Origin of the sequence: Tatumella sp. JGM118 (genome assembly GCF_018257515.1) — a bacterium.
Taxonomy (GTDB): domain Bacteria; phylum Pseudomonadota; class Gammaproteobacteria; order Enterobacterales; family Enterobacteriaceae; genus Tatumella; species Tatumella terrea.
This window is the reverse complement of sequence record NZ_JAERJR010000006.1, coordinates 35,352-57,564: the sequence shown is the minus strand read 5'-3', so window position 1 is coordinate 57,564 and position 22,213 is coordinate 35,352. Positions and strand designations below refer to the sequence as shown.

11 protein-coding genes and 5 pseudogenes are annotated in these 22,213 nt (G+C 50.2%); 5 read left to right on the top strand and 11 right to left on the bottom strand.

What is annotated here, in order from left to right; all coding sequences use genetic code 11:
• Nucleotides 1-32 precede the first annotated feature (32 nt).
• Together JK223_RS08205 and JK223_RS08200 are read left to right on the top strand one after the other, a co-directional pair.
• Nucleotides 33-8,870, top strand: coding sequence for a hemagglutinin repeat-containing protein (locus JK223_RS08205; protein ID WP_212713703.1), 8,838 nt, complete (start codon nt 33-35; stop codon nt 8,868-8,870).
• Nucleotides 8,857-9,159 carry a hypothetical protein gene (locus JK223_RS08200; RefSeq protein ID WP_212713702.1) on the top strand — a complete coding sequence of 101 codons (303 nt, stop codon included), beginning with the start codon at nt 8,857-8,859 and terminating at the stop codon, nt 9,157-9,159. Before JK223_RS08205 ends, JK223_RS08200 begins: the two co-directional genes overlap by 14 nt.
• A 243-nt stretch (nt 9,160-9,402) precedes the next feature.
• Here the strand turns inward: JK223_RS08200 and JK223_RS08195 are convergent.
• The 9 genes and pseudogenes from JK223_RS08195 to JK223_RS08155 all read right to left on the bottom strand — a co-directional run.
• Nucleotides 9,403-9,831 (bottom strand): annotated as a pseudogene (locus JK223_RS08195) (transposase); the annotation flags it as partial.
• A 193-nt stretch (nt 9,832-10,024) separates the two neighbouring features.
• Nucleotides 10,025-10,489 carry a DUF943 family protein gene (locus JK223_RS08190; RefSeq protein ID WP_212713806.1) on the bottom strand — a complete coding sequence of 155 codons (465 nt, stop codon included), beginning with the start codon at nt 10,487-10,489 and terminating at the stop codon, nt 10,025-10,027.
• Nucleotides 10,479-10,661 (bottom strand): annotated as a pseudogene (locus JK223_RS08185) (DUF3289 family protein); the annotation flags it as partial. The pseudogene JK223_RS08185 and the gene JK223_RS08190, both read right to left, overlap by 11 nt.
• Nucleotides 10,662-10,745: 84 nt before the next feature.
• Nucleotides 10,746-11,081, bottom strand: coding sequence for a DUF1493 family protein (locus JK223_RS08180; protein WP_371813085.1), 336 nt, complete (start codon nt 11,079-11,081; stop codon nt 10,746-10,748).
• 327 nt (nt 11,082-11,408) lie between these two features.
• Complete coding sequence (locus tag JK223_RS08175; RefSeq protein ID WP_212713698.1) at nt 11,409-11,876, bottom strand: hypothetical protein; 468 nt, start codon at nt 11,874-11,876, stop codon at nt 11,409-11,411.
• 177 nt (nt 11,877-12,053) lie between these two features.
• On the bottom strand, nt 12,054-12,512 hold the full coding sequence (locus JK223_RS08170) for a DUF943 family protein (protein ID WP_212713697.1): 459 nt from the start codon (nt 12,510-12,512) through the stop codon (nt 12,054-12,056).
• Entirely contained in the window at nt 12,512-13,345 is an 834-nt protein-coding gene (locus JK223_RS08165) for a YPO3983 family protein (protein WP_212713696.1), read from the bottom strand. The genes JK223_RS08170 and JK223_RS08165 overlap by 1 nt, the downstream gene beginning before the upstream one ends.
• A gap of 505 nt (nt 13,346-13,850) precedes the next feature.
• On the bottom strand, nt 13,851-14,168 hold the full coding sequence (locus tag JK223_RS08160; protein ID WP_212713695.1) for a DNA-binding transcriptional regulator: 318 nt from the start codon (nt 14,166-14,168) through the stop codon (nt 13,851-13,853).
• Nucleotides 14,152-14,511, bottom strand: coding sequence for a type II toxin-antitoxin system RelE/ParE family toxin (locus JK223_RS08155; protein ID WP_212713694.1), 360 nt, complete (start codon nt 14,509-14,511; stop codon nt 14,152-14,154). The genes JK223_RS08160 and JK223_RS08155 overlap by 17 nt, the downstream gene beginning before the upstream one ends.
• A 313-nt stretch (nt 14,512-14,824) precedes the next feature.
• Here JK223_RS08155 and JK223_RS08150 point away from each other — a divergent pair, with 313 nt between their 5' ends.
• Complete coding sequence (locus tag JK223_RS08150; protein WP_212713693.1) at nt 14,825-15,193, top strand: DUF1493 family protein; 369 nt, start codon at nt 14,825-14,827, stop codon at nt 15,191-15,193.
• Between the two features lie 418 nt (nt 15,194-15,611).
• Here the strand turns inward: JK223_RS08150 and JK223_RS08145 are convergent, their stop codons facing one another.
• Nucleotides 15,612-19,130 (bottom strand): AAA domain-containing protein, encoded by a 3,519-nt coding sequence (locus JK223_RS08145; protein WP_212713692.1) that lies wholly within the window; start codon nt 19,128-19,130, stop codon nt 15,612-15,614.
• Between the two features lie 335 nt (nt 19,131-19,465).
• Here JK223_RS08145 and JK223_RS08140 point away from each other — a divergent pair.
• A pseudogene (locus JK223_RS08140) lies at nt 19,466-20,258 on the top strand (IS3 family transposase); the annotation flags it as partial.
• Nucleotides 20,259-20,487: 229 nt separating this feature from the next.
• On the opposite strand, the pseudogene JK223_RS08135 reads toward JK223_RS08140, so the two are convergent.
• Nucleotides 20,488-21,732: pseudogene (locus tag JK223_RS08135) on the bottom strand (IS110 family transposase).
• A gap of 67 nt (nt 21,733-21,799) precedes the next feature.
• On the opposite strand from JK223_RS08135, the pseudogene JK223_RS08130 reads away from it, so the two are divergent.
• Nucleotides 21,800-22,124 (top strand): annotated as a pseudogene (locus tag JK223_RS08130) (transposase); the annotation flags it as partial.
• Nucleotides 22,125-22,213: the final 89 nt, after the last annotated feature.

The window sequence follows — 22,213 nt, the reverse complement described above, 5'->3', positions numbered from 1 at the left end:
GCACACAGTTATTTTATAGCAAGGATGCTGTCATGAATAAGAATCTCTACCGTATTGTTTTCAACAAAGCACGCGGTTTGCTGATGGTTGTGCCGGATATTGCAGGTTCAGGCCGCGCAGGAACGTCGTCGCCTTCCGCCCGCCCCCGCCCTGCCCTCAGGCAGATAACAGGAAAACTGCACCGCCTGTGTTTTGCCTTGCTGCTGGCTCAGGGGGCGGTCCAGCCCGTTCAGGCGGGGATCGTCGCGGATGGCCATGCCCCGGGCAGTCAGCAGCCGACCATAATCAACACCGCTAACGGTACACCGCAGGTCAATATACAGACCCCGGGTGCAGGCGGTGTATCACGCAACGTTTATCGTCAGTTCGATGTGGACAGTAAAGGCGTGGTGCTCAATAACTCACACGCCAGCACCCAAACGCAAATAGCCGGCATGGTTAACGGCAATCCGTGGCTGGCAAGAGGCGAAGCGAAGATCATCCTCAACGAAGTGAATGCGCGCGCCCCCAGTCAGCTCAACGGGTTTATTGAAGTCGCCGGGCGTAAGGCGCAGGTGGTCATCGCCAACCCTGCGGGGATCACCTGTGACGGGTGCGGCTTTATTAACGCTAACCGCGCCACCCTGACCACCGGTCAGGTGCTGATGGAGAAAGGGCAGCTGACGGGGTATGACGTTAACCGGGGCGAGATTGTTATTCAGGGCTACGGGCTGGACAGCAGCCGTCAGGATAGCACTGACCTGATCTCCCGCGCCGTAAAAGTGAACGCCGGGATTTGGGCGAAGGCACTGAACGTGACGACCGGGCGTAATCAGGTCGATGCCGCACACCAGCGCATTGATAAAAAAACCGATGATGGCAGCCTCCGGCCACTGCTGGCGGTGGATGTTTCACAACTGGGCGGGATGTATGCCCAAAAAATTCGCCTGCTGGGCACCGAATCCGGCGTGGGTGTGCATAATGCGGGGGCACTGGGTGCGACAGCCGGTGATGTTGTCATCAATGCCGATGGCACCCTGACTAACAGCGGCTCCATCAACGCGTCGCAGAAGGTGCAACTGGCATCATCGGCGACGCTGATGAATCAGGGAACCGTCTATGCCGCAGGCCGGACGGACATCACCAGTCAGGCCAGCCTGAGTAATACCGGCATTATCGCCGCAGGGGCGGATACCCGCATTGTGGCTGCCGGGATCCACAGCGGGAAGAAAAGCGTACTCGCCGCCGGGATCGCCGGTGACGGTACCCTCGGTTCCTCCGGAGAGTTAACGCTGACCAGCCACGGCGAATTACAGGCCAGCGGACAGAATATAGCTGCCGGCAAACTGACCGCCAGTGCCACATCACTCGATATCGCAGGCAGCCAGACCTATGGCGACAGCCTGTTATTGCAGGCCAGTGAGGGAGATATCCTTACCACTGACGCCCGTCTTTCCGCCACCCATCAGCTGACGGCCAGCACCCGGGGAACGCTTAACAACGACGGTGGTACGCTCGCCGCGGGTCAGCTTCACCTGACAGCCAACCGGCTATCCAACCGGAAAGGGACTGTGCAGCAAACGGGAACCGGGGATCTGCAGCTGGTACATGCCGGAGGCATTGATAACCGCGAAGGCAACCTCGCCACTAACAGCCGTAATCTGACCTTAACCAGCGGGACGCTGAACAATCAGCAGGGGACGATTTTACATGCCGGAGACGGCCAGCTGATGATCACCACCGGCCGGACAGACGGCGAACATGGGAAGATCATCAGTAACGGGGCATTGAGTCTGAGCGGGTCGGTACTCGGCCTGGATAACGCGCTGACCCAGGCGGCGGGGATTACGCTCAGTACCGATGCGCTATCACACCATTCAGGCCGGATGATACAAAGTGGTAACGGGCTGATGCGCCTGGAGATCACCGGCCGGTTCGATAACCAGCATGGTGAAGTGTTTTCAAAAGGCGCACTGTCGCTGACCGCGGCAGCACTGGATAACCGGCAGGGACAACTGATCGCCACCAGTGACACGACTCTGCAACTGCTCCCCGGCGGAGAACTGAATAACCGTGCCGGTATTATCGCCGCCGGGGGAGAGTTAACCTCACTGAGCGATGCGGTGGATAACCGCGGCGGCCTGATCCAGTCAGGCGCAGCATTAACGCTTAACAGCCGGGGCCACGCCCTGCTCAATGCTGACAGCGGGGATCAGGGCGGTATTATCAGTGACGGCAGCATAAAACTCATCACCGGAGATATCGATAACCATAACGGGCTTATTGCGGCGAAATCACTGACCGCCACCAGCGGGGCTGTTAACAATCAGGCCGGAAAATGGCTGATCCAACAGGCGTTGTCTCTGAACAGCGGTGCCCTGAACAATCAGGGCGGCCTGCTGCAATCCGGTGGAAATCTGAATCTGACGACCCATAACCAGCCTGTCGATAATCACTCTGCCGGGCAGATGATTGCGACCGGGGAACTGGCTATTCATAGTGGTGAGCTGGACAACCGCCACGGTAACATCCTGAGTGGCGGCGATGCCTCCCTGCAAACCTCTTCGCTCAATAATAACGATGGCCGGTTCTCAGCACAGGGCCACCTTTCGATCTCCGGGCGGAGCATACAAAACAATGACGGCGGCCTGATCCGCAGTGCTAAGGACCTGCTGCTTGATACCCACGGGGCATTACTGAGTAATCAGCGCAGCGGTGACACTGGCGGTATCATCAGCCAGGGGAACCTGACTCTGAATACCGGTGCGCTGGAAAATACGCAAGGCACAATCATCAGCAGCCGTGACATGACGCTGACTACCGCGACCGTGGATAATCAGCAGGGATTACTGGCCTCCGGTGAAGCGATGACCGTCATCACCGGCGTAGCCGGTAACCCACCGACGGGCCTGCCTGCCGGTCAGACGTCACCGGAGTTGATGCCTCCGTCACTCGATAACCGTCAGGGGCACATCCGCTCACTGGGGAATATGGTGCTCAGTGTGGCGCAATCGGTGCTGGATAATAGTACGGGGCTGATACAGGGAGCAGTTAATGTCACCCTTAATGCCGTGCAGGTGCTTAATCAGAATACCCGGGAGGACGGGCTGGGGATCCGCGCGGAGACACTGACCCTTAAGGCCGGCGACCTGGATAACAGCAACGGGCAGATCCTGACCCGCGATGCGATGGGGCTGACGCTCAGCAACGTGCTGAATAACCGCGCCGGTCTGCTGAGTACACAACAGAGCCTTAGCGCGCAGGCCCGGCAAATCATCAACCGCGACGGTGAGGCTGAGGCGGGCAAGCAGCTGACGATGACCGCCGATACCCTGACCGGCGACGGCCACCTGCTCTCGCTGGGTGACCTGACACTTAACCTGACGCAGACCTTTATGAATACCGGTACCGTCGAGGCAAGTGGTGACCTTAACCTGACCACCGGGGGGAACCTGACGAATGCGTCGCTGATGCGGGCGGGTAATGCCCTGACGCTGACGGCGAACGATATCGTCAATGATGCAACGGCGGAAATCAACGCCGGGACCACGCAACTGAATGCAAAGCAGAGCCTGACGAACTATGGCCTGATTGACGGGGTTTACACCCGGATCAACGGACAGACCGTTAGTAATACCGGCAGCGGTCGACTCTACGGGGATGTGCTGGCCATCGGTGCCGGTACGCTCAACAACCTTGGGCAGGAGGGACAGGCGGCCACCCTCGCGGCGCGGCAACGGCTGGATATCGGAGCCACCACCATTAATAACCGCGATCATTCCCTGATCTACAGCGACGGGGAGATGGCCATCGGCGGTGCCCTCAATGCCGACGGACAGGCGACCGGCCAGGCTGCGGTGCTGAATAACCACAGTGCGACGATCGAATCTGCCGGGGATATGACCCTGAACATTGCCGGCATCAACAATATCAACGACCACCTGACGCTGGAAAAAGTACTGGTTTCTCAGGAAGCGATTTCTGAGTACGAGGTCTCACGCCTGCACAATGGCGTTCGTTATAACGATAAAGATTACACCATCTATATTTATCAGGATGAGGTCAATACGCTTTGTATTGAAGGGGTTATCTGTAACACCACCGACGGGGACCGCTTTACCCATTTCGCTTACACCCGCACCATTACGGAAGACCGGATCAAAGAGAGCGACCCGGCGAACATCCGCTCCGGGGGGAACCTCAGCATCAATGCCGGACAGGTACTCAATGACAAGAGCCGGATTGTCGCCGGTGGCGCGCTGGCACTGCAGGGAAGTACCCTCAATAACGTGGACGCCGAAGGCCACCGGGAGATAACCGATGCCGGTAAAGCCATTTTTTACTCCCGTCATCAGCAGAGTCATAGCACTGACTCCTCCAGAGTGAAAATCTCGGATTATCGGCCCCCGGCGATCATTCAGGCCATTACCCTGAAACCCGGTACGGTAGAGGAATATACCCACGGGCAAGGCAGCGGCCTGAATGTAACTGACCATCAGGGCAGCGAGATCAGCGGCGAACTCCGGCAGGCAGATGAGCTGACTCCCCTGCCCGGGGCAGACAGTGTCGATCCCGGGGTGCCGGGTGCCGTGCCCCTGCCCGCCGGTAAAACGTTCGAGGTAACGACAGAATCACCGGGCAGCGTTATTCGCGGGGTCGGGCCCGACACCCGCCTGCCGGATAACAGCCTGTTCCGCACCCATCCTGAAAATAACAGCCCGTTTCTGGTGGAAACCGATCCGCGCTTTACCGATAAGAAAAAATGGCTGGGTTCCGATTACATGTTGGATGCCTTCACCCGTAATCCTGACAATGTGCTGAAACGTCTGGGCGATGGTTATTATGAACAGCGGCTTATCGGAGAACAGATCCTTGCCCTGACGGGACAGCGCTATCTGCAGGGGGCGAAAAATGATGAAGAGCAGTACAAAGCGCTGATGACCGAAGGTATCGCCTTCGGTCAGAAGTATCATCTGACCCCCGGCGTTGCCCTGTCCGCAGAGCAGATGAAGCTGATAACCGGCAATATGGTCTGGCTGGTGACGCAAACCGTTCAGCTTGCCGATGGCAGTACACAGCAGGTGCTGGTGCCGCAGGTGTATGCACGGCTGCAGGCGGGTGACCTGGACGGCAGTGGCGCACTGCTGGCCGGTAAAAACGTCAGCCTGACGCTGAGCGGTGACCTGAACAATAGCGGACAGATCACCGCACAGCAAAATACCCGAATGCTGGCGGAGAATATCATCCAACAGGGCGGTCTGATTCAGGGGAATGCTGTCGCGGTGCAGGCCCGTACCGATATCAGCAATACGGGCGGCCTGTTCTCGGGCAACCAGACCCTCTCTCTGCTTGCCGGGCGGGACATTAACGCCCTTACCACCACGCGCAGCGCAGAAAGTGCCGGGGGTGATTTTGTCCGGACCACGATTGACCGGGTGGCCGGTTTCAGTGTTCAGCATCCGGAGGGGGCGATGGTATTACAAGCCGGTCGAGATGTCAGCCTGACCGCCGCGCAGGTGAGTCACCAGGGGGATGGCGGTAGTACGTCGATTATCGCCGGTCGGGACATTAGTCTGAACACGGTGACCACCGGCAGCACAGATAACCTTCAGTGGGGGGAAAACTGGCTGCACCAGTCCGCCAGTCAGCAGACAGGCAGTGAGGTAGCCGGTGGCGGGGATATCCGCATGGATGCCGGCAGGAATATCGATGTGACCGCCGGGAAATTATCCGCCGGGCAACAGCTCAGCCTGACGGCCGGTGATGACATCAGCCTCCGCCACGGCACCGATACCGAAACGTTTGATCAGCACTTTAAAGCCACCGGTAACCGCGGCCTGATGTCCAAAACCACCACCGAAGTGCGGGACAGTTTCAGCAACCAGACCGTCGGGGGCAGCCGGCTGGAGGGTGAGCGTATCAGCCTGAGCGCCGGGCATGACCTGACGGTCACCGGCAGCAGTGTGGCGGGTACGCAGGACGTCAGTCTGACTGCAGGGAATGATCTGAATATTCTGGCGGCAGCCACAGAGCACCAGGAATCGCATTTCTACAGCGAGAAAAAATCTGGCCTTTCCGGCACGGGCGGCATCGGCGTAAGCCTCGGCACCCGCAGCCTGAAAACCACCGATGACGGCAACACCCTGAGCAGCACGGGCAGTACCGTCGGCAGTACCTGGGGCAGCGTTACTCTGACGGCAGGGAACGGGCTGACCACGCAAGGTTCAGACGTGCTGGCAGCCAGCGATGTGAATCTGACCGGTAAACACGTCAGCCTGCTGGCGGCAGATCACCAGAGCTCGCAAACGCACTCCACAGAACAGAAACAGAGTGGCCTGACGCTGGCACTTTCCGGGACGGTCGGCAGCGCGATAAACACTGCAGTGTCTGCCGCCAGTGATGCCGGTACAGAGAGCAGTGGCAGGCTGGCCGCCCTGCAGGGAATGAAGGCGGCTCTGAGCGGCGTACAGGCGGCGCAGGCCGTTTCGCTGGCTGATGCGACGGGCAGCCGTCCCGGCAGCATGGCAGGCGTTAACCTGTCGTATGGCCGTCAGTCATCAACATCCACACAGACCAGCACGCAGAACCGGAGCCAGGGCAGTACGCTGACCGCAGGGAACAACCTGACGATAAACGCGACCGGCACCGATATTAACGTTCAGGGCAGCCGGTTACAGGCCGGCAAGGATATGAACCTGGGGGCGGCGCGGGACGTTAACCTCTTTTCTGCGCTGGAAAGCCAGACGCTTGAAGGCAAAAATGAGAGCCACGGCACGTCTGTGGGCGTGGGGATCGATGCCGGTCAGGGCGGTATCGGATTATCGCTTAATGCCAGCGTCAATAAAGGCAAAGGCAGCGAAAGCGGCAACGGCACCCGCCATAATGAAACCGTTATCAATGCCGGAAATCAGCTGACCCTGCGCAGCGGCCGTGACACGACCCTTACCGGTGCGCAGATCGGCGGTGAAAAAGTGACGCTGGACGCAGGGCGTCACCTGACCCTGACCAGCGAGCAGGATACCGATAACTACGATTCGAAACAGCAGAATGCCAGTGCCGGCGGCAGCGTAAGCACCAACGGCCCCGCTATTTCGGTCAACCTGAGCCGCGATAATATGCACAGTACTTACCAAAGCGTGCAGGAACAGACGGGGATCTTCGCCGGTAAGGGAGGCTTTACTGTCACCGTCGGTGACCATACGCAACTTAACGGCGCGGTGATCGGCTCGACGGCCGATGCCAGCCGTAACAGTCTCGACACCGGCACGTTAGGCTTCACTGATATCAAAAACAGTGCCGGTTACAGCGTTGAGCACCAGAGCGTGGGGGTAAGCACGGGCGGTAGCGTGGGCGGCCAGTTCGCGGGCAACCTGGCGAACGGCCTGCTGACGGGCGTTAACAGCCGTGGCAACGACAGTTCCACTACCCGGTCGGCGGTATCAGAAGGTACCCTCACCCTGCGGAATAAGGAGCATCAGACGCAGGATACGGAGGAACTAAGCCGCGATGTCGCACATGCCAGCCAGACGCTCTCCCCCATCTTTGATAAAGAGAAAGAGCAGAACCGGCTGAAAGAAGCGCAACTGATTGGCGAGATTGGTAATCAGGCGGCGGATATTGCGCGGACGCAGGGTCAGATAGCCGGGGAGAAAGCGAAAAAAGACCCGGCAGCCCTTCAGGCCGCCAGAGAACAACTGGCCGGTCAGGGCAATCTCTCCCCTACCGAAAAACAGATAGCCGATCAGGCGTTTAACACCGCGATGTCATCCTACGGCACCGGCAGCGCCCTGCAGCAGGGAATCCAGGCCGCCACCGCCGCAGTCCAGGGACTGGCCGGAGGTAATATCGGGCAGGCGGTCAGTGGCGCGGCATCGCCGTATCTGGCAGAACAGATCCATAAACTGACCGACGGCAACCCGCAGGCGCAAGCGATAGCCCATGCGGTTGTCGGAGCCGTCACCTCCTATGCGGCCGGTAACAATGCACTGGCCGGTGCCGCAGGCGCAGTCAGCGGAGAGCTGATGGCAAAACAGGTAATGGCTCGGTTATATCCGGGTAAAACGATCAGTGAACTCACGGAAACAGAGAAACAGACGATATCCGCACTCGGCACACTGGCCGCAGGCCTCGCCGGCGGCCTGACCGGCAACAGCACCGCCGACGCGGTTTCCGGTGCACAGACGGGTAAAAATGCGGTGGAGAATAACTCGCTGGGTGATATTGTGCAGGCACAGTCTGAAGGCAAGACGGTGGAACAGAAGGCCGGTGAGTACGTTGAGGCGGAAAACGAGCGTTATAAGAAGGCAAACTGCGGCGGCATGAGCGCTGAAGCCTGTTCGGTGAAGATGTATGATGAGCGGCGTGAGCAGCTGAAAGAAACAGTGTCACTTGGCGCTGACTTCGTGCCTGTCGTGGGTGATATCAAAAGCTTCGCGGAAGCGCAGTCGGCGATTGATTACCTTGCTGCTGCAATCGGTATAATTCCTGGTGCAGGGGATGCGGCAGGAAAGGTATTAAAGGCAGCAGAAACGGCGCTGAAGAAAGGCGATGTGGCTGAAGCATCGAAGCTGATTAATAAAGCTAGTGACGATGTCTCTGCTACTCTCCCAATGGGAAGTAAGCGCAATCCGATGAATCAACCAAGCAATCCCTCTTATCAACCTGTAAGAAATCAGCCAGGTACGATCAGTAATAGAGAATATTCTGGTCACGCCTTAGACAGAATGCAGGATAGAGGAATAACACCTTCTGTTGTCGAAGATACGATCAAAAATGGTAAATCAACGCCCAGTCGAGGCGAAACAACAGTTCATTTTGATCCTGAGAGTAAAATATCTGTAGTTACCAACAAATCTGGTAGGGTGGTCACGGTTAAATATGGCGATAAATAAGAAAAATGATATCTGTGAATACGCACGTAGCTCACTAAATGATGTCGTCAGTTTTGCGAGGTTCGTCAGTTATGCGGAAAATTTACCTCAGTTGAATGAGCTGTTTGAGGATAAGCACAGCAGGGATAATTACCACCAAATATGGTTTGAGCTGGAAATTATCAATGCACTTGCTCTGTCTGAATGGGAAAATGAAGGCCGGCCCACTGACTGGAAAAATCGTTGGGAATCAGACTACAAACAAGATGCTTCTGAATTAATGGACGAATTGCTAAGGACATTAAAGTGAAAAAAAATCTCGTCCCAAAAAGCCTACTGCTTGTCAGTTAAGCTTTTGAGAATGCCGCAGCGGATAGCGCTGTGGCTTCTTTTTTACCAACACTGGATAATGACTTTGCCGCCGGATAGATAATACGAAGCTTTCCGCCATCGCCATTATTTCATTTATCATCTTCGGTATTCGTCCCTGTGCAACCGCCGGCAACAGACTCAGTTGCCCGGTCAGATACAGTGCCGCCTGCTTAAAGCCCAGCTAATGAGGCTCTATATTTTTAAGGCTATATACCATCTGAGCCACCATAACGCACTGTAAATTATACGCCAGTGCCACTCCCCACAATTCTTGCTGTACCAGCTCCGGCTTTTTGCTTCTCAGCAGCAGTTCATTATTCAGCATGTGCTGCTTCATCTCCCTGAAGCCATGCTCGATTTCCCAGCGATTACCGTTCAGAACCACGATATCCGCTTTCGGATAATGAAACGGATCGCACATAGACGTCAGTGTAAGCATCCCTGTATTGGTTCCGGACACTTTTGAAGGTTCCGGCTTTTCAGCCATCAACCAGTATTCTTCAGGTGTCAGGTTACTGAGGAAGTTATAAGGCCGCTGGCGGTTATGTGCCATCAGCCAGCACTCTGTGATTTTCCGGACTTAATTCAGTGTTCTGAACAGATAAAAATTATCTTTAAGTGGCAGATAGTGAATATCCATTTTTTACAGCACCACCTGCCGCGCAAAAAGCTACTGAGGATTAGCTTCGAATGATTAGGCTGCCAATATCATAAAGTAAGTCGATGCCGATTTTATCCTCTTCATGATAACCTGAATAAATGCTTCTCTCGCCTCTCATGACTGACACTGGTCGACAGGAAAATTACTCGTATCTTCTCTTCTCCATTACACCGTTATCTCTTAGATAATACTTCCCGCTGCTCATTCGAAAATACAAGCCTGTATTTTTACTGTACACCACCATCATCAGAGAATTTTTATCTATGCAATTTATCTCTGTTTTCTTATCATCAAAGCAGAGTCTGTCATTACCATCGGTTTCTTTATATCCCTCACCGAAACCCCAGAAAATGACAGAATAAAAACCATTTTCATCGGGTTTAGGTATGTCAAACTTCCCTGTAAGCATCCCTCTGTTTTTCAGCCACCAATGAATCCTCCCCTTTTCTGTTACCGGAAAATCTCTCACCAAAATATCGCTGTAGTGATTACGCTGGTGAACAGCCACGATCCCGATGGGACGCAGACTCAACCACAGGACGTACCCCGCTAACACGCAACCAATCAGTAATACTGCAAAAATAAATTTCTTATTTTTAATTAAAATTGCCCTCACCTATAATATCAACAGTAGCTTCCATATTGGTCATATAGGGTTGAAAGCTTACGTGATCCTGTACGACAGCCCGGTAGCAGTCATTCTTAATCTGCAGTGAACATAGAATGATGTGCGTTACCCGGGTGTCATAAACAGTGATACCCATCCCATTAAAATCATTCCAGACCTGTTAACCCCTGGTAATTTCAAAACAGAAACTACCTCAGTAACACTCATTTCTGCGAAGCAGCAGCATTTAATCCAACTAATAAAAAAGCCAGTACCCGGATTTTGCTGATTCGACCAGCATTCGGAGTGTTAAAGGCTTTGGTTCAATATCCGGAACTTTTTGGGAACGAGGACGCAGAAAATTAGGCAGAAAACCTTTTTCATAAGGCCAGTACGCTATAAAATCAAATTTACTATCATCTACATTAAATCGTTTAAAATAGTCATTCATGATTTCATCACCCGTCTCTCTTGCCCAGGGATACTTTCCTGTTGAAAGACTCGTTTCCAGGCTTAACTCTGGCTTCACTTTAGAAAAAAGCGGCTTACAATTATAAGTATTATCATACCACTCAAAAACAGCTTCTTCCATCCCGGAATTTACCATAACGTATTACCTTCCTTTGTAATGAGCTTATACTTACAGGACATTTTCGGATTATTTGAGTCATATCCTTTATTACAAATAATATTCCATAGAAGGGTATCCAGTGGCTTGCCAGGTCTCACGGATTATTAACGTAGCTAAACTTCAGACTTTGAATACTCTCCGTTGTAAGGTTCGGCCAACGATTCCCCTTGGAATTGAAGTGCTATTTGCTTATGAAGTCCTGGCATCATAGTCACATTGATTAGTTTTCGTCTTACATGATCATAGACGATTTGAATTTTTGTATTTCCCCAACCAAATCCCCACTCTTCATTTAACACTTTCAGAAACCGGAACCGTTGAAAAAGTCATACAGGTTTTTAATCCGCAAGAACGCTTCACTCCACGTGGATCTGACAGGAAAGGAACACGCCAATGTGGTGCCGTTGAGATTTTTACAGTCCATATTACTTTATTGATGAACTGAAAATGAACACTGTCATCCTCTGAGAAAGCATTTTCAAATATGCCTGATGCGTATTCACCGCCAGGATGGGCTATCTCAATAATGCCAGACTCACGGCTGATCAGGGTTATGATCAGCGATTCTTCAAACAGAACATCATCGGTGGTAAAGATTAAATATCTGTCATCATCCACCTGGAAAGCCGCTTCCAGCTCCTTTCCCTGCACCACTATATCCGAGGGGTTCCCTTCAAAATAAACTTCTGAACGCGTTTGTGAGAACCTGTTCTGCGCAGAACGTTCAACCAGGGATAATGTGCTGAGTTGTCGCATGATTACCTCCAGAAGTATCCCATTTCCCAGGCGGTAAGCGCGACACGGGTGGTCACTGCAAAAAAACACTGTTTGCATCCAGAATTGCCGGGCCACAACACTTCCGCATGACTGATGTAAATAGAACAAGACAAATGCTTTCGACGCTGTTACTGAGCCAGGGATATCATCCTCATCTCATTCATTTTTAATAATATTAGAGTTCTTATCTAACGTGTATCTGCCCTCGTAAGTAGCAAAGATAACGTCATCATCGTTATACTGTCTGATAGCGAACACAGCATTCTTATCGATGCAATTTACTTTCGTTTTCATATCATCAAAACAACGCCTGTCATATTTTCCTTCTTCCTGATACCCATCTCCAAAAAGCCAGAAGATAATAGTGAAACTTCCTGACGATGAGGGTTTAGGAATATTATATTTTTCTTTCATGAAATTTTTATTTTTCAGCCACCAGTTTATTTTTCCTTTATCCGTGAATGGGAAATTTTTAACTAAAACAGAGGCATGATTATCCTCTTCATGAACAGCGACAATCTCAACCGGACGAAGACATAACCAACACCAGTAGCCCGCCGCCACACAGCCAGCCAGCAAGAGCAAGGCCATCGCTTTCTTATTCTTTATTTTCACTATCGGTATCCGGTAACTTCTATGGTAGCTTCCATATTGGTCATAAAAGGTTTAAAACCAAACCGGTTATATCTCTGTAATACAAACCAGATACGAAAAAAACGTAACTGGTTAAATCTGAGTTTAGAAATATCGTCAACATCAAGGCCAAAGTGATCCTGAACTTTATAATTCACCATGCCCCTGTAATGGTTACTATTAATCTTCAGCGATTTTATAGTTATGTATGTCGCCCAGGTATCATGAACAGTGATACCCATTCCATTGAAATTATCCTTAAACCGATCAAACTTAGGGAGTTTACTGTCTGTTATCGCCCTCTTTAGCCCCCCTTTTTCACTAACGGGATAATATTTATTATCCCAGTCAATGTTTTTACTAATAACTTCTTTTAATCGTGCGAATGTACTGTTCTCTGTCCTGTCATTAACAATATGCTCCTTCAGCGCCCTGTCCAGCAGCATACTACTGAAGGGTGAACCGTTTCCGTTTTGCATATGGGTGATCATCTGCCCGATAAGATGTCTGTAAGGGCCATATACAGAAAAAAATTGTGACAGGTGACGAAATTCATCAAACAGGATCCCAGCGCACACCTGCGGGGTAATTTTCTCACCCACCCCACGGGAGCCATAAAACATAGACTGGGGTTGATGAAATGGAGTAATTTTCGTCAGAGTGTAAGGGTTAACCCTGGCTGAAATATCGATGAGGTGATAATCCATTTTTAACTGTTCTTCAGTTAAATCTCCACAGCGCATATCTCTGGCGCCGTAGTCGTCCATCCATTTTTGGGTTCTAAACAAGGTGAAGGGAAACTGTAGTGCAACCATCGTGACACACTCCTTGTGTTATCGTCCGGCAGGGTTTTCACGGTGAATAATATGCCGCGATTAGCTGCAGTGTAAATCCTGCAGTGTCACTTGTACGTGATTTTCAGATTCCTGCAGGAAGCTGCACCGGGCAGTACATAGTTATACAATTAGCAAGAGCCCCGACATAACGTTAGCCGGATTGGGCCATTACTCTCTTCTGAGTACCGTAACGTATAATTGCTGTTACCCGCAGTTACAGACTCCGGGCGGAAGCATATTTCCCTGCAATACCTAAAGCCTGAACCGGTGCCAGGAGCTGACAGTTTTAAACGTCCGGGCTGCAGGGGCTGATCAGAGGGGAAAATAATACTATTAGAACTCGTTGGCATTAATCATCGCTCCATGTCAGATGACTAATGAACCACTGGCAGGCTATGGTCTTAAGGTCAATTCCCTTACCCGGAACCTGATAAATCATGTCGCTACTCTGCCAGGATAAGCCGGGATAACTAAACCAGTACCTTCAACCCATCAACCCATGCTTCTGCACCACGGTCAGCAGCTTCAGCGCTACTCCACCAGGACGCTTTGCACCACTTTCCCATTTCTGCACCGTTGACACACTGGTGTTCAGGTAGCTGGCAAAAACGGGCTGGCTCACGTTGAGCTTCTCGCGCAACGCCTTAATCTCAATGGGTTGAAGCTCATCCACGTTATTAAGGCACGCTTTATCAAAGTTACGCATCGTTTCCTGCGGGATAGCATCGACGCTGAATAAACCGGAAGCCGCGCTATGGATAGCCTCAAATGCAGGACTCCTGAATTTACTTTTTGCAGTCATGGCAAATCTCCACCAGTTCTTCACTCTTTATCAGTGCCGTAATCTTCTTATCAGCAAGGGCAGCGTAGTGCTTTGCTAATTCACGGAATCCGGCCAGTTCACGATTATCAATGTTTGCCCTATCCTGTTTGGCGTAAAGGAACGTGTAAAACCAGTGCTCCCCGCCTTTCGCCAGAATAATGGCGCGATCGCGATTCTGGTTCAGCCGTTTCTTGTAAACTCCCCCGCCGGGGTCGTCAGCCTTACCTTGCATCGCCGCCTCGACAGCCTGGCATAACTCACTATCTTTAATGTCGTGCGATTTAGCTGCCTGGCTGAACCATTTAGTATTGAATACGCGCATCGGGCTGACATCCTCTTACCTTAACTATAGCACCTGGTGTCAGACTGCTCTTTTTTTACTGATGAAAAATGATCTCCGCCAACAAAATACCGGCATACTTTTAATCATGTCTATCTGCTGCTAATGACAGCCAGCCAATGCTTCCGGAACCAGGATACTGCGAGTGGTTTGCGGGAACGCTTTTGAGAGGACCTAAGCGGCTGAAGGGTTACCTGATGTTTGGTCTGGTAGCATTTTTCAGCCACCGCTTTTATTGCTGAGCCCCTTCCATGCAGGTATCCTTTTAACCCTGCACGCTAAAAGGATATGGCGCATGGATACGGTAGAGAAGCCCGACCAAAATACATCTGATGAGGTTATTTCCTGGTATGAGGAAAACTGGAATAGCCCTGTATTCCCCTTTTTCCGAAAACCAAAACTCACCCCGGAGACCAGCCTGTCAACGGGTAAATACCCCTGGGCATGGGAAGACGCTGAGGACATCCTGGTAGAATACTTTGAAAGATTTAAGGTCGAACGCCGGAATTTCTCATTTATAAAATACTGGCCAAACGAAGAAACCTTCATCCCTCTGAATTTTCTCAGAAAAAAAGAAAATAGATTTCATTATGTTGAACCACAGCCGCTCACTATTCAAATGCTGGTGGCTTCCGCAAAAGCGGGCTATTGGCTTTATGATTAAGGGGGCTGTGGCCTCTGATCGTATAAGTTATGCAGTCGTTCTCTCGTTCAGGGCATCAGTTGAAATGATATCATCTCGCAATAATTGCATCTGATTTAAAGAATATGTCTTGCCTCCTCGGGGTTGTCATCATTACTTTCGACAGAGCTCCAGGGCTAATATCCCAGTTGAAGCTTCGCAGAAAATGTTGATGATTTGTTGGTCAAAAAACGTTTTTAGGGAGGGATGTCCACATATGATTTACGAAGACATTGCTATCATCGGGGTCTGTTAATCAGCGGAGGCAGGTCATCGTCTTAATTACAATAAAATTATAAAGTTGTAGTTAAGAATTATAGCCGGATAACCACCAGATAACATCTAAATAGCGATGCTACCTGGTGTCTCTGAGGTTAAACCGGGAAACGATTCTTGAGTATTACAACTGTCGTTGTTTCAGGCTGGAAGATATCGTTTTAATTTCACTTTTTAAACTTTCGCCACGGTATACCATCGATGTATCGTATCGTTGATACTTCTCATCGCGCGTAGCACTGAACCAGTTAAAGGAACCCACGCAGAGCAGCCCCTCATCACCAATCACAATCTTACTGTGAACACGGTTGACCAGCTTCGTCGTGATACCCATGTCATTCAGCCTTTCCACTGCTTCATTCAGGCGCTGATGTTTCTCTTTACGCTTTTCAAAATCTGCATGCTCTGTGTTATACGTTTTATCCGTTATTACCGTGATATCTATACCACGTGCTTGCGCCCGGGACATTGACGCCAAAAAGCCTGTCTGTTCCAGCTTTTGCCAGGTAAGCCATGGGGAAACGATCGTAATACTTTGATTAATGGCATCAAACGTCTGGTTCAGGAAAGCATCATGTTGCTCCACCCCGTGCAGTGTTGAAATCTGCGTTTGCGAGGTAATTAAATCCTGCCGCTTCTGAAACTCAAACTGTAATGCACTATCAACGGAAGCAAACAGATACTTTGCCAGCAGTCCCCGGGGAGAGGAGCCGGGTTGGATCTCAAAAAGATCCATATCGCCAAAGACCAGGAAGCTATCTTTAGCACGTGAAACCGCTACGTTCAGCATGCTACTGTCACTGTCGATAAACCCACCATCTTCATGCTTCGAATAGACTGGAGAGAAAATTACAATCGCTCTCTCCGCCCCCTGCAATGAATGAACAGTGCCCACTGTCAGGGAATTTTCATCACCACTACAATTGATATCCAGCTTACGTAGTGACGATTTGATCGTACGAACTTGTGCCGAAAATGGCGTCACAACTCCGACTAATTGGTGTAAAGACTTACCGTAATGACGCTCAATCGCTTCTTTATTGGCCACAAGCCACGCAGCTATCGTCTCAGCTTCAAAAGAGTTATAACGGCTTCCACCGCTGGCCTGCATGCCTTTACCATCTATATGCAGATAACCCATTGCAGGAAATATTGTCCCTTTTTCCTCCCCCCGTTTGGGCTGCAACTTACCGTGGTAGCAGAGGGTGTTACAGTAGCCAATGATGTTATCGAAGCAACGACGGTGTTCGTACAAGTACATCCCCCTGGCCAGGTCCGGATCGTACTGGTAACAAGAGTTAAACTGTGCAACCTTCATAACGCTGCCAGATGCAGCACTTTTTCCCGAGTCACACACCAGAGCATAAGCTTCTGTAAGTTCTTCCTGCGTACCTCCCGGAAGAATATTCTCCTCAACCATATTGCCGATATCAATACCAGGCAGGCTGTTCCAGATTGGGGCAATCTGTTCTGTATCACCAATCACTAATGCCTTCTTAGCCAGTGCGAAAGATGCTGCGGCAACTTCAGGGAGTACCTGCCCCGCTTCATCGACGATCAGTAAATCGGCAAAGTTATATAAATAGTTATCATCGAATCTCTTATTACCGCCGACAAACTCACTGGTTTTCATATGGCAAGGCAACATGAAACAGGTCATGACTACACAGGGAGTCAGCTTCATTCTGCGCTGCCAACGCGCCTTTGTGCTTTTCGCGCCAGTCCGGCCTTTTTCTTTTTGAAGATTATCAATAGCAGCCATATCCATCAGCCACCTGCCTTCCCAGTAATGCGTCGCCAGCAAAAATGCAGGGAAACGGAGCTGTGTATCGGCCAGCTCATCGGCCTCACGCAGGTTCAACTCTGTTTCACCCGTATGTCCCAGTGAGTAAGTAATCTCACGCCAGCGTATTGCCGCTTCCCTTTCAAGTCTCGAAATGTCCTCAGCAAGATCAATTTGGTGTTGATATTCGTCCTGTTCTTTAAGCGCTTGTGCAATCAAGCCATCGATAAAGGCTTCAACTCCATCAGGCAGAACACCCTGGAATGCTGTCATTCTTTCGCCAAACGTTGCCTCCAGAAACAGCTTCATTTGATAATGACGCTTAGTGCGAACGGCTGGTAACCAGGAGAAGAGAGCGAACATAATCGACTCACTCGCCCGATATTGTTCCCACTGGGTTTTTCCCTGCGTTAATAATGAGACTTCATTTGTACAATTAAGCAGTAACGTTCTCTTATCCTGAATATACTGTTCGAGATCATCGCTGATGGCCATCCGCTCCAGGCGGATTGCGTGTAGGATGTCCCATGCAGGTTCAATTTGCTCAAGATCTGCAGAGAGTTCCACTAAACGCTGATGCAAGAGATCCACAACCTGTTCAGGTGAATGACACTCCTTAGCCGGAAAAGCGTTTCTTGCCTTTTCAAGGAAGAAATACTGAGCAGTTTCTATATATTCAAGGGATTCGACACAATTAAAAAAATCTTCAGTCTGGTATTTTTTTGCTGCCTCAGCCTTTCGACCTGAAGAAGGGAAGTAAGCACCAAAGCTTTTTACATCAGGCAGCCATCGTCCAGCCATAGGCCCGGTGCCAATAGAAAAATCTTTACCGAAAGCCTCGATAATGTTGGTAACGGCCTGATTGTTGGTTGATGTCGCAATCACCACTGGCGGTTCAGTTTTACTTACCGCTGCTCTCGCCCACTCAGTAGCAATAATGGAAAGAACCAACGTCGTTTTCCCGGTTCCGGGAGGACCATTCACAGCAAGAATATCGCCCGATTGTTGAGTGAGATAATGGCTAAGTGCATCGCGCTGCGCCACAGCCAGCGGAAATTTATCACCGGAATGACCCAGGCGGTCACTGAACATGGCATTGCTGGCAAGGAGCGGTTCAACAGGAGACCTCTCGTTTGAAGCAAAACGGGTCAGTAATGGGACCTCTTTTTTGCACGACAGAAGATGATCGTACATAGGCAGGATATGAATGCTGGCACCTCCAGACTTGCTGGCTTTAATAATGTAGCCATATCCAGCTTGTTCATATTCCTCGCGAGATACGAGCCATTTACCGGCAACATGTTTTAAAAGTTCACCTGAATCTTTAAGGTACTTTTGCCACAACTGTTGATAACGTGCATACCGTATCGCTCGTTGTTCATCATTCTCCTCACGCAATCCATCATCTTCACCGGGGGTAATAGTAATGGAATCATGGGTGGTTTTATATTTGTCATACTCAGACATTTCACCAATTGAAAAGGTCCCTTTCGGAAGCGGCTCAAGCAGATCACGGGGGATGGAGGAAGAGGATGTGGGGAACAAAAAACCTTTGCGATTCAGGAGAGCAGAGGTAACCAAAGGTGTAACGATTCCAGGAGCCCCCGCGGTCCGCTCTTTGCCATGCTTCAGCTGACGGAGCCATACCTGTGGCCGTAACAGTACTTCGACGGTTTTAACCTGTTCGTCTTCGCCCTCAAAGAACGATTGCACGATCTCTTCACCCAACCTTCCTTGTTCAACGTTGATCCATTGTGTGAATGAATCTTCATCTTTACGCTCAAATGCCCCTTTTCCGGACTCGGCATCAGCTAAGGTATTACGCCAGTATGAAGTGAATCCTTGAGTATTGCTGTCCATTCCCCATCCCGTAACTAAAATGAAACTATTGGTTTTGTTGATATAAAACCATCATGGTTAAACATTGTCCATGATGCGAGGACAATCGCAAGATTTTGTTAGTAAGGGGAGGAGTATTAAATTATCCATTATATTGAAGCGGTTAAGACAACCGGAGATGAGGCCACTTATTAGATGGCTCTACATGAATATAGAACTATATGCCGCACCACTTTCTTACCCCGGTTCAGGGCTGGACAATAGCGTAACTGGTTTTGTAAGTATCCCTGTAAAAAGAGCCATTCACTTTTAGAGATCTTCGGACATACTGAATATGTTTCCTGAAGGAGATCGCTATGCGTAAAGCCCGATTCACCGAGCACCAGATTATTGCCGTACTGAAGTCCGTCGAAGCAGGCCGGACCGTTAAAGATGTCTGCCGCGAGGCGGGAATATCGGAGGCCTCGTACTACAACTGGAAAGCAAAGTACGGCGGTATGGAAGCCTCTGATATCAAAAAGATGAAAGACCTGGAGGATGAAAACCGCCGTCTCAAACAGATGTTTGCCGTGCTCTGAAAGACGTAATCGAAAAAAAGCTTTAAAACCAGCGATAAAGCGGGAGCTCGTCAGCTATCTGACGGCGCAATTTGGCATGAGCATCCGCCAGGCGTGCAGGACATTATCGCTGAGCAGGACGGTGTATTTTTATCAGCCCAATACCCGGCGTGATGAACCGGTGATCCAGGTGCTGACTGAACTGGCGGAGCGCTACCCGCGATACGGTTTTAAGAAGCTGTTTCAGTTGCTGCGCAGGCAGGGTAACGCCCGGAACCATAAACGCGTTCACCGGATTTACTGTCTGCTGAAACTGAATTTTCGCCGTAAGGGAAAACAGCGCCTTCCGGTGCGTAATCCGGCTCCGCTGGCAACGCCAGAGGCGATGAACCAGAGCGGGTCCATCGATTTTATGCACGACTCGCTGGTCTGCGGCAGACGCTTCCGGACCTTCAATGTGGTGGATGATTTTAACCGTGAGGCACTGGCCATAGAGATTGACCTGAATATTCCGGCTCAGCGGGTCATCAGAGTATTGGATCGAATCGTTGCTCACCGTGGCTATCCGCTGAAACTGAGGATAGATAACGGACTACCGTCTGAGTCAACTATTTTACACGCAGGGATACTACCATCTAATACAAAGACGATAGTTCATTTTAATATCCGATACTGCCCACATTTCCTTTCGGCTTATAAATATGCTTACCATGACATACAAGGGTCCGAAATGGCCCGACAGGACTTAACACAGCATTTTTGGGAAACCATGGACGTTGAGCATTATCTAATGGTCGCGATGCGCCTTACGGCCCGTTGAATCACGTCCCATGGCTTATTTCATAATACCCTTTATAATCAATATTCTGCTTTACAATTGCATGCGCCACTCTGGCGACTTTTGTTGCCACAGCCGTCATGGCTTTTCTTTTCTGATCAGGCTTGTCTCCATTTTCCCGAAGATAGCGTTCATATTTGTACCGGAAACTGTTTTCCCTCGTTCTTACTGCTACTGTGGCGGCAAGCCAGAAGGCATATCTTAACCGCGCATTTCCACGTTTTGATAATCTGTAACCACTGTGCTTTTGCCCGCTCTGAATGGCCGAGAGATTAAAACCACAAAAGTTGAGGTACTGCCGATAATGAGCGATACGTGTCAAATCACCACTTTCAGCAATAACCATAAGGGCAATTACAGGTCCAATCCCCGGGATCGTACGTAAATGCTGGTAGTCACTTCGTTCCTGCAAATATTTTTCTGCTTGTTTCTCAAGTTGTAATCGTTGGGCCGAAAGTTCGATATATCGATGAAGCTGTAATCTGAACGTGGCCACTGCCAGAGAATCATCTGGTAACGGTAATGCAATGGAATTCGCTGCAACATCATAGAGATGTTCTAGAAATTGCTGTTTATACTGTTTCCGCCCAACAACATCCCATGACTGTTTTACAAACACATCCCGGTTAAGTGACGTGATACAAGACGGTGTAGGGAATTGAAGTAAAAACTGGCAGAACCACTCTGCCCGGGACATATGCAGAAACTGCTCAGCTTCGGGAAAATAAAGGGTCAGATAGTGGTTAACCAGGCTGTTCAGACATCGTGTTCGTGCCAGAGTAACCTGATGGTATGTATTTGATATCTCCTGTATATCGATAATGCCATTCGCCAGAGGATCATAAAATGGTGAAGATAATCCTTGTTCGAGCAAATACATAATGACACTGGCATCTTTGCGATCATTTTTATCCCAGGTCCTAAACAGCATCTCACGAGCTCGCGCACATCTGACAGAGGAAACAAGATGTCACTGAACTCCCTGCTTATGTAACCACCATGCGATGTTACGGTGATAATCAGCTGTAGGTTCAAATGCAGCGATAATATCTTCATGGGGTGAAGCGGTGAGCGCAAGCAGTCGGTTGAATCCTTCCAGGGTATTTTCAATACGCAGATAGGATGTTCGTCCATCCGGGTGCCGAATTTTTGCATCGTGATGTTTTTTAGCGATATCCAGGGCAATCAGAGTCCCCGACACACCGATGTTACTAACTAAAGTGTTCATTGATTTTATCCCCTTGTGACAGACACGGACATTACAAGTTGTAGAAAATAGCTGACTTAAATACCAGCCGGATGCACTCAATAGGTATCACGGACCGGAATTTATCTCACTGACACTGGCCCAATGGACTGAAGATCATGATGTACACCCAGAGTTCATTCAGCCCGGTATACCCACCCGGAATGCTTTTATTGAACGATTTAACCGGACATACCGGACTGAAATACTGGATTTTATCTGTTGAGAACACTGAATGAAGTACGGGAGAAACAGATCGCTGGCTGACAGAATATAACAGCGTACGACCTCATGAATCCCTGAATAACCTGACGCCGGAAGAATACCGGTTGATGGCTGAAAAACCGGAAACCTCAAAAAGTGTCTGGAACTAAAACAGGTCTACTTACAAAGCCCTGTCTGACGCGGATTTCAGACACAAAAAAAGCCACCCATGGGTGACTTAAGTTTGCATACGTGGTGC

What these genes read in the sequence shown, in the direction of transcription:
- JK223_RS08205 (WP_212713703.1), top strand. Translation starts at nt 33, where the DNA reads ATGAATAAGAATCTCTACCGTATTGTTTTCAACAAAGCACGCGGTTTG.
- JK223_RS08200 (WP_212713702.1), top strand. Translation starts at nt 8,857, where the DNA reads ATGGCGATAAATAAGAAAAATGATATCTGTGAATACGCACGTAGCTCA.
- JK223_RS08180 (WP_371813085.1), bottom strand. Translation starts at nt 11,081, where the DNA reads ATGGAAGAAGCTGTTTTTGAGTGGTATGATAATACTTATAATTGTAAG.
- JK223_RS08175 (WP_212713698.1), bottom strand. Translation starts at nt 11,876, where the DNA reads ATGCGACAACTCAGCACATTATCCCTGGTTGAACGTTCTGCGCAGAAC.
- JK223_RS08165 (WP_212713696.1), bottom strand. Translation starts at nt 13,345, where the DNA reads ATGGTTGCACTACAGTTTCCCTTCACCTTGTTTAGAACCCAAAAATGG.
- JK223_RS08160 (WP_212713695.1), bottom strand. Translation starts at nt 14,168, where the DNA reads ATGACTGCAAAAAGTAAATTCAGGAGTCCTGCATTTGAGGCTATCCAT.
- JK223_RS08155 (WP_212713694.1), bottom strand. Translation starts at nt 14,511, where the DNA reads ATGCGCGTATTCAATACTAAATGGTTCAGCCAGGCAGCTAAATCGCAC.
- JK223_RS08150 (WP_212713693.1), top strand. Translation starts at nt 14,825, where the DNA reads ATGGATACGGTAGAGAAGCCCGACCAAAATACATCTGATGAGGTTATT.
- JK223_RS08145 (WP_212713692.1), bottom strand. Translation starts at nt 19,130, where the DNA reads ATGGACAGCAATACTCAAGGATTCACTTCATACTGGCGTAATACCTTA.